Source organism: Streptomyces sp. NPDC052020 (genome assembly GCF_040680575.1).
Taxonomy (GTDB): Bacteria; Actinomycetota; Actinomycetes; order Streptomycetales; family Streptomycetaceae; genus Streptomyces.
The window spans coordinates 195,094-211,739 of record NZ_JBFAWY010000012.1 but is presented as its reverse complement, the minus strand read 5'-3'; the positions used below and the strand labels follow the sequence as shown (position 1 = coordinate 211,739).

At 68.0% G+C, this 16,646-nt stretch carries 11 protein-coding genes and 1 tRNA gene; 10 read left to right on the top strand and 2 right to left on the bottom strand.

From position 1 onward, the window contains the following. Window positions 1–540: 540 nt before the first annotated feature. Window positions 541–1,593, bottom strand: a complete 1,053-nt coding sequence (locus AB0L74_RS15760; protein ID WP_365651177.1) for an adenosine deaminase — start codon at window positions 1,591–1,593, stop codon at window positions 541–543. Window positions 1,594–1,754: 161 nt separating this feature from the next. Beyond that, a complete protein-coding gene (locus AB0L74_RS15755; RefSeq protein WP_365651174.1) occupies window positions 1,755–2,981 on the bottom strand; it encodes a pyridoxal phosphate-dependent aminotransferase in 1,227 nt (408 codons plus the stop codon). A 281-nt stretch (window positions 2,982–3,262) separates the two neighbouring features. On the opposite strand from AB0L74_RS15755, the gene AB0L74_RS15750 reads away from it, so the two are divergent. The 10 genes from AB0L74_RS15750 (at window position 3,263) to AB0L74_RS15705 (ending at window position 16,549) form a co-directional block, all read left to right on the top strand. Beyond that, window positions 3,263–3,335: transfer RNA gene (locus AB0L74_RS15750), tRNA-Trp, on the top strand. 108 nt (window positions 3,336–3,443) lie between these two features. Next, complete coding sequence (gene secE / locus AB0L74_RS15745) at window positions 3,444–3,728, top strand: preprotein translocase subunit SecE (RefSeq protein ID WP_365651171.1); 285 nt, start codon at window positions 3,444–3,446, stop codon at window positions 3,726–3,728. A gap of 80 nt (window positions 3,729–3,808) precedes the next feature. Next, a complete protein-coding gene (nusG, locus tag AB0L74_RS15740) occupies window positions 3,809–4,663 on the top strand; it encodes a transcription termination/antitermination protein NusG (protein ID WP_365651168.1) in 855 nt (284 codons plus the stop codon). A gap of 182 nt (window positions 4,664–4,845) precedes the next feature. Further along, window positions 4,846–5,280, top strand: coding sequence for a 50S ribosomal protein L11 (gene rplK, locus AB0L74_RS15735; RefSeq protein ID WP_028420794.1), 435 nt, complete (start codon window positions 4,846–4,848; stop codon window positions 5,278–5,280). A gap of 77 nt (window positions 5,281–5,357) precedes the next feature. Then, window positions 5,358–6,083 (top strand): 50S ribosomal protein L1, encoded by a 726-nt coding sequence (gene rplA / locus AB0L74_RS15730; protein WP_029386970.1) that lies wholly within the window; start codon window positions 5,358–5,360, stop codon window positions 6,081–6,083. A gap of 251 nt (window positions 6,084–6,334) precedes the next feature. Next, window positions 6,335–7,183: a DUF1396 domain-containing protein gene (locus tag AB0L74_RS15725; protein WP_365651164.1), complete on the top strand. Its 849-nt coding sequence runs from the start codon at window positions 6,335–6,337 to the stop codon at window positions 7,181–7,183. Between the two features lie 297 nt (window positions 7,184–7,480). Then, on the top strand, window positions 7,481–8,011 hold the full coding sequence (gene rplJ, locus AB0L74_RS15720; RefSeq protein ID WP_358779919.1) for a 50S ribosomal protein L10: 531 nt from the start codon (window positions 7,481–7,483) through the stop codon (window positions 8,009–8,011). A gap of 115 nt (window positions 8,012–8,126) precedes the next feature. Further along, window positions 8,127–8,516: a 50S ribosomal protein L7/L12 gene (gene rplL, locus AB0L74_RS15715; protein ID WP_365651160.1), complete on the top strand. Its 390-nt coding sequence runs from the start codon at window positions 8,127–8,129 to the stop codon at window positions 8,514–8,516. 537 nt (window positions 8,517–9,053) lie between these two features. Next, complete coding sequence (gene rpoB / locus AB0L74_RS15710; protein WP_365651155.1) at window positions 9,054–12,539, top strand: DNA-directed RNA polymerase subunit beta; 3,486 nt, start codon at window positions 9,054–9,056, stop codon at window positions 12,537–12,539. A gap of 110 nt (window positions 12,540–12,649) precedes the next feature. Further along, entirely contained in the window at window positions 12,650–16,549 is a 3,900-nt protein-coding gene (locus AB0L74_RS15705) for a DNA-directed RNA polymerase subunit beta' (RefSeq protein WP_365651152.1), read from the top strand. Window positions 16,550–16,646: the final 97 nt, after the last annotated feature.

Sequence of the window (16,646 nt, the reverse complement as noted above, 5' to 3'; positions counted from 1 at the left end):
GGGAGGGGCGTGTCGGGGGGTGGCCGCCCGCAGCGGTTGGCGCGTCAACACCGGAACGTTCTTGGCCGACCGATTCCGCGCCGTTCCGAGGACGGGCACCCCCCGACGCGACCCGACCCACCCCCCGCGCGAAGGCGCTACGCGCACCCCCACCGAAGCCGCACAGGCGCCGCAGGCATGACGCCGTACCCCCGCCGGCCGGCGCAGGCGCCGCAGGCATGACGCCGTACCCGCACCGGCCGGCGCAGGCGCCGCAGGCATGACGCCGTACCCGCACCGGCCGGCGCAGGCGCCGCAGGCATGACGCCGTACCCCCGCCGGCCGGCGCAGGCGCCGCAGGCGCCGCAGGCATGACGCCGTACCCCCGCCGGCCGGCGCAGGCGCCGCAGGCGCCGCAGGCATGACGCCGTACCCCCGCCGGCCGGCACAGGCGCCGCAGGCATGACGCCGCACCCCCATCGGCCCGCACAGGCGCCGCAGGCACCACCCCGCCCCCACCGGCCCGCACAGGCGCCGCAGGCACCCCGCACCAGCCCCGCCCTACCCGCAACCAGCCCTCCCCGCGCCCACCAGCCACCCATCGATCCCCGCCAGCAGCTCCTCCTTCACGTCCTTCGGCGCCGCCGACCCCCGCACCGACTGCCGGGCCAGCTCGGCAAGCTCCGCATCGCTGAACCCGTGGTGCCGCCGCGCGATCTCGTACTGGGCGGCCAGCCGCGACCCGAACAGCAACGGATCGTCCGCGCCGAGCGCCATCGGCACCCCCGCCTCGAACAGCGTCCGCAACGGCACGTCCTCGAACTTCTCGTACACCCCCAGCGCCACGTTCGAGGCCGGACACACCTCGCACGTCACCCCCCGGTCCGCCAGCCGCTTCAGCAGCCGCGGATCCTCCGCCGCCCGCACCCCGTGCCCGATCCGGTCGGCCCCCAGGTCGTCCAGGCAGTCCCGCACCGAGGCGACCCCGGCCAGCTCACCCCCGTGCGGCGCCGACAGCAGCCCTCCGTCCCGGGCGATCGCGAATGCCCGGTCGAAGTCCCGCGCCATGCCCCGCCGCTCGTCGTTCGACAGCCCGAACCCGATCACCCCCCGGTCCGCGTACCGCACCGCCAGCCGCGCCAGCGTCCGCGCGTCCAGCGGGTGCTTCATCCGGTTCGCGGCCACCAGCACCCGCATCCCGAGCCCGGTCTCCCGCATCGCCGACTCCACCGCGTCCAGGATGATCTCCAGCGCCGGAATCAGCCCGCCCAGCCGCGGCGCGTACGACGTCGGGTCGACCTGGATCTCCAGCCACCCCGACCCGTCCCGCACATCCTCCTCCGCGGCCTCCCTGACCAGCCGCTGGATGTCCTCCGGCTCCCGCAGGCACGAGCGCGCCGCGTCGTACAGCCGTTGGAAGCGGAACCAGCCCCGTTCGTCCGTCGCCCGCAGTCGCGGCGGCTCCCCGCCGGTCAGCGCCTCGGTCAGCGCCTCGGGCAGACGCACCCCGTATTTGTCGGCCAGCTCCAGGAGGGTGCTCGGCCGCATCGATCCGGTGAAGTGCAGGTGCAGATGGGCTTTCGGCAGCTCAGAGACATCACGTACGCGCTCCATCCCAGGATCCTGCCGTACGTCCCGCCCGCCCCGGTAGGGCTTTCCCCGTACGTGCTCTTGCTCGCACAAAGAAACAGGAGAACCCGTTTCATTGTGCGAAAAGGCGGAGCACCCCCCGTCACCGAGGGATGCTCCGCCCTGGTACCGAACGGAACGGACGCTCAGTCCCTGGCCTCCGCCAGCAGCTTCTGGATCCGGCTCACGCCCTCGACGAGGTCCTCGTCCCCGAGCGCGTACGACAGCCGCAGGTAGCCCGGCGTACCGAACGCCTCACCGGGCACCACCGCGACCTCGGCCTCCTCCAGGATCAGCGCGGCCAGCTCGACCGTGTCCTGCGGCCGCCTGCCGCGGATCTCCTTGCCGAGCAGCCCCTTCACCGACGGGTACGCGTAGAAGGCGCCCTCCGGTTCCGGGCACACCACGCCGTCGATCTCGTTGAGCATCCGCACGATGGTCTTGCGCCGCCGGTCGAACGCCTCCCGCATGGCCGCGACCGCCTCCAGACCGCCGGAGACCGCCGCCAGCGCCGCCGCCTGCGCCACGTTCGACACGTTGGAGGTCGCGTGCGACTGGAGGTTGGTCGCGGCCTTCACCACGTCCTTCGGGCCGATGACCCACCCGACCCGCCAGCCGGTCATCGCGTACGTCTTGGCCACACCGTTGACCACGATGCACTTGTCCCGCAGCTCCGGCAGGATCGCCGGCAGGGAGGTGAACTTCGCGTCGCCGTAGACGAGGTGCTCGTAGATCTCGTCGGTCAGCACCCACAGGCCGTGCTCGACGGCCCAGCGGCCGATCGCCTCGGCCTCGGCCCCGCCGTAGACCGCGCCCGTCGGGTTCGACGGCGAGACGAAGAGCACGACCTTCGTCCGCTCCGTGCGCGCCGCCTCCAGCTGCTCCACGGAGACCCGGTATCCCGTCGTCTCGTCGGCCGTCACGAAGACCGGCACACCGCCGGCCAGCCGGATCGACTCCGGGTACGTCGTCCAGTACGGCGCCGGGACGATGACCTCGTCGCCCGGGTCGAGGATCGCGGCGAACGCCTCGTAGATGGCCTGCTTGCCGCCGTTGGTCACGAGGACCTGGGAGGCGTCGACCTCGTAGCCGGAGTCGCGCAGCGTCTTCGCGGCGATCGCGGCCTTCAGCTCGGGCAGGCCGCCGGCCGGGGTGTAGCGGTGGTACTTCGGGTTCTTGCAGGCCTCGACGGCGGCCTCGACGATGTAGTCCGGCGTCGGGAAGTCGGGTTCACCGGCGCCGAAGCCGATCACCGGACGCCCGGCGGCCTTGAGGGCCTTGGCCTTGGCGTCCACGGCCAGGGTGGCGGACTCGGAGATCGCGCCGACTCGGGCGGAGACCCGGCGCTCGGAGGGAGGGGTTGCAGCGCTCATGAGGCCATCGTTCCAGACCGGAAACCGCCCCGGCACACGGGTTTCACCCACTGAACAACCTCGGCGCGGCACCGGGCAAAGCCCTGGACAACAGTCCGGAACCGGCCCGTGGCCAGGACGATCTTGGGTCGACTAGGCCCGGCGGGACGGTCCACCCGCCCTTTCTGTTCGACGACCGGCCGCAGAACACGTACACTCTCACCTCGTTGGCCTTCAGCAACCGCGCCCGGCCGGTGCACACCACGCATCCGGGGGGATGCGGTACGTTGGGGGACACACAAAGGGTCGTAGCTCAATTGGTAGAGCACTGGTCTCCAAAACCAGCGGTTGGGGGTTCAAGTCCCTCCGGCCCTGCTACACACACCTTCGCCAGGATGTGTGCGCATGTACGTACAGCAATGCAACGCCGTGCGGCTCAGACCGGGCGCGGCACGGCCACGACCCGGAATCAGGTGAGGACGAGTGACGGACGCCGTGGGCTCCATCGACATGCCTGATGCCCAGGACGAGGCGCCGGACTCCAAGAAGACCCGCAAGGGCGGCAAGCGGGCCAAGAAGGGCCCGCTGAAGCGCCTCGCGCTCTTCTACCGCCAGATCGTCGCGGAGCTTCGCAAGGTCGTCTGGCCTTCGCGCAACCAGCTGACGTCTTACACCACCGTGGTGATCATTTTCGTCGCCATCATGATCGGCCTGGTGACCGTGATTGACTATGGGCTCAGCAACGCCGCCAAGTACGTCTTCGGCTGAGCCGCCTGCGAAGGGCGCCGTGATACCCGGCGCCCGTTTCGCGTGTTCCACCCCTATGTATCCAGGAAGAAGCAGCCACCGTGTCTGACCCGAACGTGAACGACGCCATCGAGCCGGTCGAGTCCGTCGAGGACGAGCTCGGCATCGTCGAGGGCGCGGACAACGAGGACACCGAGACCTCCGCCGAGGTCGAGGCTGCCGACGTCGACACGGACGAGGCCGCCGGGGCGGAGGCCGAGGACGAGGCCGACGAGGAAGAGGCCGACCAGGAGGGCGAGGCCGGGGCGGCGGAGCCCGAGGCCGAGGCCGAGCCCGAGCTCGACCCGGTCGAGAAGCTCCGTCAGGAGCTGCGCGGTCTGCCCGGCGAGTGGTACGTCATCCACACCTACGCCGGCTACGAGAAGCGCGTGAAGGCCAACCTGGAGCAGCGCGCCGTCTCGCTGAACGTCGAGGACTTCATCTACCAGGCCGAGGTGCCCGAGGAAGAGATCGTCCAGATCAAGAACGGCGAGCGGAAGAACATCAAGCAGAACAAGCTCCCGGGCTACGTCCTGGTCCGCATGGACCTGACGAACGAGTCCTGGGGCGTCGTCCGCAACACGCCCGGTGTGACCGGCTTCGTGGGCAACGCCTACGACCCGTACCCGCTGACGCTGGACGAGATCGTGAAGATGCTCGCCCCCGAGGCCGAGGAGAAGGCCGCCCGCGAGGCCGCCGAGGCCGAGGGCAAGCCGGCTCCGCAGCGCAAGGTCGAGGTCCAGGTGCTGGACTTCGAGGTCGGCGACTCGGTCACCGTCACCGACGGTCCGTTCGCCACGCTGCAGGCCACCATCAACGAGATCAACGCCGACTCGAAGAAGGTCAAGGGCCTCGTCGAGATCTTCGGCCGCGAGACGCCGGTCGAGCTGTCCTTCGACCAGATCCAGAAGAACTAGGACCCACCCGGTTCGTCTCTGGACCCTCAGCGTCCGACCAGGTCGGGCGGCTCCTGCCCGGAGCCGCCTGACCTGCTCGGTTTTCAGCCGCGCATCCATACCCGTTATCGTTGTGCGGTATGCCTGCGTCCGGGCTGTCCCCCGTACGCAGGCAGGACCCGAATGAAAGGACCCGGAGAGCCATGCCTCCCAAGAAGAAGAAGGTCACGGGGCTCATCAAGCTCCAGATCCAGGCCGGTGCCGCTAACCCGGCCCCGCCGGTCGGCCCCGCGCTGGGTCAGCACGGCGTGAACATCATGGAGTTCTGCAAGGCCTACAACGCCGCGACCGAGTCGCAGCGCGGTTGGGTCATCCCGGTGGAGATCACGGTCTACGAGGACCGCTCCTTCACCTTCATCACCAAGACGCCGCCGGCCGCCAAGATGATCCTCAAGGCCGCGGGCGTGGAGAAGGGCTCCGGCGAGCCGCACAAGACCAAGGTCGCGAAGATCACCCGCGACCAGGTCCGCGAGATCGCCCAGACCAAGATGCCCGACCTCAACGCCAACGACCTGGACGCCGCCGAGAAGATCATCGCCGGCACCGCCCGTTCCATGGGCGTCACGGTCGAGGGCTGAACCCCAACCTCCAGCAGCAGAAGTGGCAGGGCCTGCTCGGCCCGGACCACGACTCCTAAGAAGCCACAGGAGCAGTAGTGAGCAAGCGCAGCAAGTCTCTCCGCGCTGCGGACGCCAAGATCGACCGGGAGAAGCTCTACGCTCCCCTCGAGGCCGTCCGTCTCGCCAAGGAGACCTCCACGACCAAGTTCGACGGCACCGTCGAGGTCGCCTTCCGTCTGGGTGTCGACCCGCGCAAGGCCGACCAGATGGTCCGTGGCACCGTGAACCTCCCGCACGGCACCGGTAAGACCGCCCGGGTCCTGGTCTTCGCGACCGGCGACCGTGCCGAGGCCGCGCGTGCCGCGGGCGCCGACATCGTCGGCGCCGACGAGCTGATCGACGAGGTGGCGAAGGGCCGTCTGGACTTCGACGCCGTCGTCGCCACCCCGGACCTCATGGGCAAGGTCGGCCGCCTCGGCCGCGTGCTCGGTCCCCGTGGTCTGATGCCGAACCCGAAGACCGGCACCGTCACCCCGGACGTCGCCAAGGCCGTCACCGACATCAAGGGCGGCAAGATCGAGTTCCGTGTCGACAAGCACGCGAACCTGCACTTCATCATCGGCAAGGTGTCCTTCGACGACACCAAGCTGGTGGAGAACTACGGCGCGGCGCTGGAGGAGATCCTCCGACTGAAGCCGTCCGCCGCCAAGGGTCGTTACATCAAGAAGGCCGCCATCACCACCACGATGGGCCCCGGCATCCCGGTCGACCCGAACCGCACCCGCAACCTCCTCGTCGAGGAGGACCCGGCGGCGGTCTGAGCCTGAGGCTCACCCAACCGGTTCACGGGCCCCGCACCCCTTCCAGGGTGCGGGGCCCGTTCCCCTTTTCCCGGCGGTTTCCCGCTGTCCCGGCCGCCCCGGGTCTTCCCGGATCTCCCAGGGCCTTCTCGGATTCACCGCAGGCGGGAACCGGGCGGGCGGGGCGGATAATCGGCGGTCTGTTCGGAACGGGTCGGATACGATCACCGCCTTGCTGTGCATCAGCCGTGTATCCCGTGGGGGGAAACCAGATGAAGCGTTCCGTACACCGTCCCTCGCGCCGTACGGCCGGCGCGGGCCTGGCCGCGCTGCTGCTCGCCGCGGGCACCGCCGCATGCGGCACGGGCGAGGAATCGCCGGAGATGACGCCGGCGGCGGCCGTCGCCAAGGCGGCCGAGAAGGCGGAGGAGATCACCTCCTTCCGCTACGAGATGACCGGCAAGGTCCCCGAGCAGGGCCGGGTCGAGGCCGAGGCGGCGATGCGGCTGGAGCCTGAGATGGCCATGAGCATGAAGATGACCGCCGCCGACCAGGGCGACGACGCGAGCGCCGAGATCCGGCTCGTCGACAAGGCCATGTACATCGGCGGCTCCTCGGCCTCCCAGGGGCAGGGCGGCAAGAGCTGGCTCAAGTTCGACCTGTCCGACCTGGACGCCGGTACGGAGTCCAAGCAGCTCGGGGCGGCCTCTCAGGCCGACAAGAACCCCGCCGCCGAGTCCACCTTCCTCACCGGCGCCAAGGACGTGAAGAAGGTCGGCACCGAGAAGGTCGACGGCGTCGAGACCACCCGCTACTCGGGCACGCTCACCGTGGACCAGCTGCGGGCCTCCCTGAAGGACGAGGACAAGGAGACCCGCGAGCGCAAGGAGAAGAGCATCGAGCAGTACGAGAAGCTGGGTGTCGACAAGTTCACCATGGACGTGTGGGTGGACGGCGAGGACCACACCAAGCGGTTCCGCATGCGCGGTGACGCCGAGAAGGGTCCGCTCGATGTGACGATCACCTTCCGCGACGTCAACAAGCCGGTCGAGGTCACCGCCCCGCCCGCCAAGGACGTCGCCTCGTTGGAGGACCTGATGACCGGAGCGGCGGCCGGCTGAGCCGCCGTACGGGCGGATTTGCCCTGCGGCGATCCCTTCCCGTATTCTCCTACAGAAGCCAAAGACCGCTGGTCGTTGCCGTGCGCTCGCATGAGGGCGCGGTGGCCGAAGGATCCGCTGAACTGCGGACGACCCGCGCAGGTGACAGTGGAGAAGCTCCCGGAAGCCGCGTGCCGTGTGCATGCGAATGTTCCGGTGGTAGCTACGCCCCGTGCGCCTGCGCCGGGGCGTTTCGTTTTCCCCAGTCCTCCTTCGGGTCCGCGCGGTCCGAATCACCCGGAAGGAGGCCGAGGCTCTATGGCGAGGCCCGACAAGGCTGCCGCGGTTGCCGAGCTGACGGACAAGTTCCGCAGCTCCAACGCCGCCGTGCTGACCGAGTACCGCGGTCTCACCGTGGCGCAGCTCAAGCAGCTGCGCCGGTCGCTCGGTGAGAACGCCCAGTACGCCGTGGTGAAGAACACGCTGACCAAGATTGCGGCCAACGAGGCCGGGATCACGACGCTGGACGACCAGTTCAATGGTCCGACGGCTGTCGCCTTCATCACCGGTGACCCGGTGGAGTCGGCGAAGGGTCTCCGTGACTTCGCCAAGGACAACCCGAATCTCGTCATCAAGGGCGGTGTCCTTGACGGCAAGGCGCTGTCCGCCGACGAGATCAAGAAGCTTGCGGACCTCGAGTCCCGCGAGGTTCTGCTCTCCAAGCTGGCCGGTGCCTTCAAGGCGAAGCAGTCCCAGGCTGCCTCCGTCTTCCAGGCGCTGCCGTCGAAGCTCGTCCGCACCGTGGACGCGCTCCGTGCCAAGCAGGACGAGCAGGGCGGTGCCGAGTAATTCGGCTCGCTTTCCGATCCTCTCCCGCTTGAGGTGAGGGTCGTTGCGGGCCCGACGTACGCCCGCCTTACCCAGTACATCCGGCACCTGCCGATTTAGTGGAAGGACCGCCATCATGGCGAAGCTCACCCAGGACGAGCTGCTGGCCCAGTTCGAGGAGATGACCCTCATCGAGCTCTCCGAGTTCGTGAAGGCCTTCGAGGAGAAGTTCGACGTCACCGCCGCCGCGGCCGCCCCGGTCGTCGTCGCCGGTGGTGCCGCCGGTGGCGCCGCCGCCGAGGCCGTCGAGGAGAAGGACGAGTTCGACGTCATCCTCACCGGCGCCGGCGACAAGAAGATCCAGGTCATCAAGGTCGTGCGCGAGCTGACCTCCCTCGGCCTGAAGGAGGCCAAGGACCTGGTCGACGGCACCCCGAAGCCGGTTCTGGAGAAGGTCAACAAGGAGGCCGCCGACAAGGCCAAGGAGGCCCTCGAGGGCGCCGGCGCCTCCGTCGAGGTCAAGTAAGACCTTCGCGAAGAGCGAAACGGCTCGCTAGGGCTGTAACGCGAACGCACCGAAGGGCGATCATCCATCCGGGTGGTCGCCCTTCGGCGTACCCGGGGTCGCGGCGGCGGCTGCCTTGCACCTGTGTTCGTGGGGGGTAAGGTGATCTTCGTCGTGACTCGGGGGACCCCGGTTCGGCCAAGGGGGCCTTGACGAACCGCACGCAGCGCGCAATTCTCAGGACGCGTCGTCACAACGATCCGAATCCGAGGCATGGATCGACGACGAAGAGGGCAGTATCAACGTGCGTTGAGGGCAGGCATGCCGCAGGCGTTGAGAACAGTGAGAGTCTCAGAAAATGGGGACTGGACATCAGTGTGCCGTGTGGCTACACTGACCCTTTGCGCTGCCTGTTAGCTGCCCCCTGCCCGTCACCAGGGGTCTACCCTCACCCGAGCACGGACGACCAGAAGATCTCCGACCTGGGATTTCTGTCTCTGTGTAGGGGGAGGGGCCGGTACGCGCGTAGTGAGTCCGAGCCCTCGGAAGGACCCCCTCTTGGCCGCCTCGCGCACTGCCTCGACCGCGAATACGAACAATGGCGCCAGCACCGCCCCGCTGCGCATCTCCTTTGCAAAGATCAAGGAGCCCCTCGAGGTTCCGAACCTTCTCGCGCTTCAGACCGAGAGCTTCGACTGGCTGCTCGGCAATGACGCGTGGAAGGCTCGCGTCGAGGAGGCTCTCGAGAACGGTCAGGACGTCCCCACCAAGTCCGGTCTGGAGGAGATCTTCGAGGAGATCTCCCCGATCGAGGACTTCTCCGGGTCGATGTCGCTGACCTTCCGCGACCACCGCTTCGAGCCGCCGAAGAACTCGATCGACGAGTGCAAGGAGCGCGACTTCACGTACGCGGCCCCGCTCTTCGTCACCGCCGAGTTCACCAACAACGAGACCGGCGAGATCAAGTCCCAGACCGTCTTCATGGGCGACTTCCCGCTCATGACGAACAAGGGCACCTTCGTCATCAACGGCACCGAGCGTGTCGTGGTGTCGCAGCTGGTCCGTTCGCCGGGCGTCTACTTCGACTCCTCCATCGACAAGACGTCCGACAAGGACATCTTCTCCGCCAAGATCATCCCGTCCCGGGGTGCCTGGCTGGAGTTCGAGATCGACAAGCGCGACATGGTCGGCGTCCGCGTCGACCGCAAGCGCAAGCAGTCCGTGACCGTTCTGCTCAAGGCGCTCGGCTGGACCACCGAGCAGATCCTCGAGGAGTTCGGCGAGTACGAGTCCATGCGCGCCACCCTGGAGAAGGACCACACCCAGGGCCAGGACGACGCGCTGCTCGACATCTACCGCAAGCTGCGCCCGGGCGAGCCCCCCACGCGTGAGGCCGCGCAGACGCTGCTGGAGAACCTCTACTTCAACCCCAAGCGCTACGACCTCGCCAAGGTCGGCCGCTACAAGGTCAACAAGAAGCTGGGTACGGACACCCCGCTGGACGCGGGCATCCTGACCGTCGAGGACATCATCGCGACGATCAAGTACCTGGTGAAGCTGCACGCCGGCGAGACCGAGACGGTCGGCGACTCCGGTCGCTCGATCATGGTCGAGACCGACGACATCGACCACTTCGGCAACCGCCGCATCCGCAGCGTCGGCGAGCTGATCCAGAACCAGGTCCGTACGGGTCTCGCCCGTATGGAGCGGGTCGTGCGCGAGCGCATGACCACCCAGGACGTCGAGGCGATCACGCCGCAGACCCTGATCAACATCCGGCCGGTCGTCGCCTCCATCAAGGAGTTCTTCGGCACCAGCCAGCTGTCCCAGTTCATGGACCAGAACAACCCGCTGTCGGGGCTGACGCACAAGCGTCGTCTGAACGCCCTCGGCCCGGGTGGTCTCTCCCGTGAGCGGGCCGGCTTCGAGGTCCGCGACGTGCACCCGTCGCACTACGGCCGTATGTGCCCGATCGAGACGCCGGAAGGCCCGAACATCGGTCTGATCGGCTCGCTGGCCTCCTACGGCCGGGTCAACGCGTTCGGTTTCATCGAGACGCCGTACCGCAAGGTCGTCGACGGCCAGGTCACCGACGAGGTGGACTACCTGACCGCCGACGAGGAAGACCGCTTCGTCATCGCGCAGGCCAACGCGCCGCTGACCGACGAGCTCCGGTTCGCCGAGGCCCGCGTGCTGGTCCGCCGCAAGGGCGGCGAGGTCGACTACGTCGGCCCCGAGGACGTGGACTACATGGACGTCTCGCCGCGCCAGATGGTGTCGGTCGCGACCGCCATGATCCCCTTCCTGGAGCACGACGACGCCAACCGCGCCCTCATGGGCGCGAACATGATGCGCCAGGCCGTGCCGCTGATTAAGTCCGAGGCGCCGCTCGTCGGCACCGGCATGGAGTACCGCTCCGCGGTCGACGCCGGCGACGTGGTCAAGGCCGAGAAGGCCGGTGTGGTCCAGGAGGTCTCCGCGGACTACATCACCACCGCCAACGACGACGGCACGTACATCACGTACCGCCTGGCCAAGTTCGCCCGATCCAACCAGGGCACCTCGGTCAACCAGAAGGTCATCGTCAACGAGGGCGACCGCGTCATCGAGGGCCAGGTCCTCGCCGACGGACCGGCCACCGAGAACGGCGAGATGGCCCTCGGCAAGAATCTGCTGGTCGCGTTCATGCCGTGGGAGGGTCACAACTACGAGGACGCGATCATCCTGTCGCAGCGCCTCGTACAGGACGACGTCCTCTCCTCGATCCACATCGAGGAGCACGAGGTCGACGCCCGTGACACCAAGCTCGGCCCCGAGGAGATCACCCGGGACATCCCGAACGTCTCCGAGGAGGTCCTCGCCGACCTCGACGAGCGCGGCATCATCCGCATCGGCGCCGAGGTCATCGCCGGTGACATCCTCGTCGGCAAGGTCACGCCCAAGGGTGAGACCGAGCTGACGCCGGAGGAGCGCCTGCTGCGCGCGATCTTCGGTGAGAAGGCCCGTGAGGTCCGCGACACCTCGCTGAAGGTGCCGCACGGCGAGACCGGCAAGGTCATCGGCGTGCGCGTCTTCGACCGCGAGGAGGGCGACGAGCTGCCGCCGGGCGTGAACCAGCTGGTCCGCGTCTACGTGGCGCAGAAGCGCAAGATCACCGACGGTGACAAGCTCGCCGGCCGGCACGGCAACAAGGGTGTCATCTCCAAGATCCTGCCGATCGAGGACATGCCGTTCCTGGAGGACGGCACCCCGGTCGACATCATCCTCAACCCGCTCGGTGTGCCGTCCCGAATGAACCCGGGACAGGTTCTGGAGATCCACCTCGGCTGGCTCGCCAGCCGCGGCTGGGACGTCTCCGGCCTCGCCGACGAGTGGGCGCAGCGCCTCCAGGCCATCGGCGCCGACAAGGTCGAGCCCGGCACCAACGTCGCCACCCCGGTCTTCGACGGTGCGCGTGAGGACGAGCTCGCGGGTCTGCTCCAGCACACCATCCCGAACCGCGACGGCGAGCGCATGGTGCTCCCGACCGGCAAGGCGCGGCTGTTCGACGGCCGTAGCGGTGAGCCGTTCCCCGACCCGATCTCGGTCGGCTACATGTACATCCTGAAGCTGCACCACCTGGTCGACGACAAGCTGCACGCCCGCTCGACCGGTCCGTACTCGATGATCACCCAGCAGCCGCTGGGTGGTAAGGCCCAGTTCGGTGGCCAGCGGTTCGGCGAGATGGAGGTGTGGGCACTCGAGGCGTACGGCGCCGCCTACGCGCTCCAGGAGCTGCTGACCATCAAGTCCGACGACGTGACCGGCCGCGTGAAGGTCTACGAGGCCATCGTCAAGGGCGAGAACATCCCCGAACCCGGCATCCCCGAGTCCTTCAAGGTGCTCATCAAGGAGATGCAGTCGCTCTGCCTGAACGTGGAGGTGCTGTCCAGCGACGGTATGTCCATCGAGATGCGCGACACCGACGAGGACGTCTTCCGCGCGGCGGAGGAGCTCGGTATCGACCTGTCCCGGCGCGAGCCGAGCAGCGTCGAAGAGGTCTGACGGGAGTCCGGTCCGGAGGTTCAGCGATGAAGATCCCTGAGCCTCCGGCCGGCCCCAGGACCCCCGTATCAGACCCCAAGACTTACGACCCTGAGAGGGATTGACGCATAGTGCTCGACGTCAACTTCTTCGACGAGCTCCGGATCGGCCTGGCCACCGCTGACGACATCCGTCAGTGGAGCCACGGCGAGGTCAAGAAGCCCGAGACCATCAACTACCGCACCCTCAAGCCCGAAAAGGACGGACTCTTCTGCGAGAAGATCTTCGGTCCGACCCGGGACTGGGAGTGCTACTGCGGCAAGTACAAGCGCGTCCGCTTCAAGGGCATCATCTGTGAGCGCTGTGGCGTCGAGGTCACGCGCGCCAAGGTGCGCCGTGAGCGGATGGGCCACATCGAGCTCGCCGCGCCCGTCACGCACATCTGGTACTTCAAGGGCGTCCCGTCGCGTCTGGGCTACCTGCTCGACCTGGCGCCGAAGGACCTGGAGAAGGTCATCTACTTCGCCGCGTACATGATCACGTACGTGGACGAGGAGCGCCGTCAGCGCGACCTGCCCTCGCTGGAGGCCCACGTCTCCGTCGAGCGCCAGCAGATCGAGCAGCGCCGCGACGCCGACCTGGAGGCCCGCGCCAAGAAGCTCGAGACCGACCTGGCCGAGCTGGAGGCCGAGGGCGCCAAGGCCGACGTGCGCCGCAAGGTGCGCGAGGGTGCCGAGCGCGAGATGAAGCAGCTGCGCGACCGCGCGCAGCGCGAGATCGACCGCCTCGACGAGGTGTGGAACCGCTTCAAGAACCTCAAGGTCCAGGACCTGGAGGGCGACGAGCTCCTCTACCGCGAGCTGCGTGACCGCTTCGGCACGTACTTCGACGGCTCGATGGGCGCCGCGGCGCTGCAGAAGCGCCTGGAGTCCTTCGACCTGGAGGAGGAGGCGGAGAAGCTCCGCGAGATCATCCGCACCGGCAAGGGCCAGAAGAAGACCCGTGCGCTCAAGCGCCTCAAGGTCGTCTCCGCGTTCCTCCAGACCAGCAACAGCCCCAAGGGCATGGTGCTGGACTGCGTGCCGGTCATCCCGCCGGACCTGCGTCCGATGGTGCAGCTGGACGGTGGCCGCTTCGCGACCTCCGACCTGAACGACCTGTACCGCCGTGTCATCAACCGCAACAACCGCCTGAAGCGCCTTCTCGACCTCGGTGCCCCCGAGATCATCGTGAACAACGAGAAGCGCATGCTCCAGGAGGCCGTGGACGCGCTGTTCGACAACGGCCGCCGCGGCCGTCCGGTCACCGGCCCGGGCAACCGGCCGCTGAAGTCCCTCAGCGACATGCTCAAGGGCAAGCAGGGCCGCTTCCGTCAGAACCTGCTCGGCAAGCGTGTGGACTACTCCGCGCGTTCCGTGATCGTCGTCGGTCCGCAGCTCAAGCTGCACCAGTGCGGTCTGCCGAAGGCGATGGCGCTGGAGCTGTTCAAGCCGTTCGTGATGAAGCGCCTGGTCGACCTGAACCACGCGCAGAACATCAAGAGCGCCAAGCGGATGGTCGAGCGCGGCCGCACGGTCGTGTACGACGTGCTGGAAGAGGTCATCGCGGAGCACCCGGTTCTGCTGAACCGTGCGCCCACGCTGCACCGCCTCGGCATCCAGGCCTTCGAGCCGCAGCTGGTCGAGGGCAAGGCCATCCAGATCCACCCGCTCGTCTGCACCGCGTTCAACGCGGACTTCGACGGTGACCAGATGGCCGTGCACCTGCCGCTGTCCGCGGAGGCGCAGGCCGAGGCCCGCATCCTGATGTTGTCCTCGAACAACATCCTCAAGCCCGCCGACGGCCGTCCGGTGACGATGCCGACCCAGGACATGGTGCTGGGCCTGTACTTCCTCACCACCGACGCCGAGGGCCGCGACATCAAGGGCGAGGGCCGCGCCTTCGCCTCCGTCGCCGAGGCGATCATGGCGTTCGACGCCGGCGAGCTGTCGCTCCAGGCGCCGGTCGACGTCCGCTTCCCGGTGGGCACCATCCCGCCGCGGGGCTGGGAGCCGCCGGTCCGCGAGGAGGGCGAGCCGGAGTGGCAGCAGGGTGACAGCTTCACCCTGCGGACCACGCTGGGCCGCGCGCTCTTCAACGAGCTGCTGCCCGAGGACTACCCGTTCGTCGACTACGAGGTCGGCAAGAAGCAGCTCTCCCAGATCGTCAACGACCTGGCCGAGCGCTACCCGAAGGTCATCGTGGCGGCGACGCTCGACAACCTGAAGGCGGCCGGCTTCTACTGGGCCACCCGTTCCGGTGTCACCGTGGCCATCTCCGACGTCGTCGTCCCCGAGGCGAAGAAGGAGATCGTCCGCGGCTACGAGGCGCAGGACGAGAAGGTCCAGAAGCAGTACGAGCGCGGTCTGATCACCAAGGACGAGCGCACGCAGGAGCTCATCGCGATCTGGACCAAGGCGACCAACGAGGTCGCCGAGGCGATGAACGACAACTTCCCGAAGACCAACCCGATCTTCATGATGGTGAGCTCGGGCGCACGAGGCAACATGATGCAGATGCGTCAGATCGCCGGTATGCGTGGTCTGGTGTCGAACGCGAAGAACGAGACGATCCCGCGGCCCATCAAGGCCTCGTTCCGTGAGGGTCTGTCCGTGCTGGAGTACTTCATCTCCACGCACGGTGCCCGTAAGGGTCTGGCGGACACCGCTCTGCGTACCGCCGACTCGGGTTACCTCACCCGTCGTCTCGTGGACGTCTCCCAGGACGTCATCATCCGCGAGGAGGACTGCGGCACCGAGCGCGGTCTGCGGCTGCGGATCGCCGAGCGGAACGCCGAGGGCGTGCTGCTCAAGGCGGAGGACGTCGAGACGTCCGTGTACGCGCGCTGCCTCGCCGAGGACATCGTCGTGGACGGCAAGGTGCTGGCCCCGGCCGGCACCGACCTGGGCGACGTGCTCATCGACGAGCTGATCCGGCACGGCGTCGAGGAGGTCAAGACCCGTTCGGTCCTGACCTGCGAGTCCGCCGTCGGCACCTGCGCGATGTGCTACGGCCGTTCGCTGGCCACCGGCAAGCTGGTCGACATCGGCGAGGCGGTCGGCATCATCGCCGCCCAGTCCATCGGTGAGCCCGGTACCCAGCTGACGATGCGTACCTTCCACACCGGTGGTGTGGCCGGTGACGACATCACCCAGGGTCTGCCGCGTGTCGTCGAGCTCTTCGAGGCCCGTACCCCGAAGGGTGTCGCCCCGATCTCCGAGGCCTCCGGCCGCGTGCGGATCGAGGAGACCGAGAAGACCAAGAAGATCGTCGTCACCCCGGACGACGGCAGCGACGAGACGGCCTACCCGATCTCCAAGCGCGCCAAGGTCCTGGTCCGCGAGGGCGACCACGTCGAGGTGGGCCAGCAGCTCACCGTGGGTGCCACCAACCCGCACGACGTGCTGCGCATCCTGGGTCAGCGTGCCGTCCAGGTCCACCTGGTCGGCGAGGTCCAGAAGGTGTACAACTCGCAGGGTGTGTCGATCCACGACAAGCACATCGAGATCATCATCCGGCAGATGCTCCGCCGCGTGACGATCATCGAGTCCGGCGACGCCGAGCTGCTGCCCGGCGAGCTGGTCGAGCGCTCCCGCTTCGAGCAGGAGAACCGTCGTGTGGTCCAGGAGGGCGGTCACCCGGCCTCCGGTCGTCCGCAGCTCATGGGTATCACCAAGGCCTCGCTGGCGACCGAGTCCTGGCTGTCGGCGGCGTCCTTCCAGGAGACGACCAGGGTCCTGACGGACGCGGCGATCAACGCCAAGTCCGACTCCCTGATCGGCCTCAAGGAGAACGTCATCATCGGTAAGCTCATCCCGGCCGGTACGGGTCTGTCCCGCTACCGCAACATCCGGGTCGAGCCGACCGAGGAGGCCAAGGCCGCGATGTACTCGGCCGTCGGCTACGACGACATCGACTACTCGCCGTTCGGCTCCGGCTCCGGCCAGGCCGTTCCGCTGGAGGACTACGACTACGGTCCGTACAACCAGTAAGCGAGTCGCTTGAGCGAAGGGCGGTCACCCCGGTTCGGGGGTGACCGCCCTTCGGCGTGTGCGGCGTGTGCGGGGAGCACGAGGGGGGAGGAGGGTA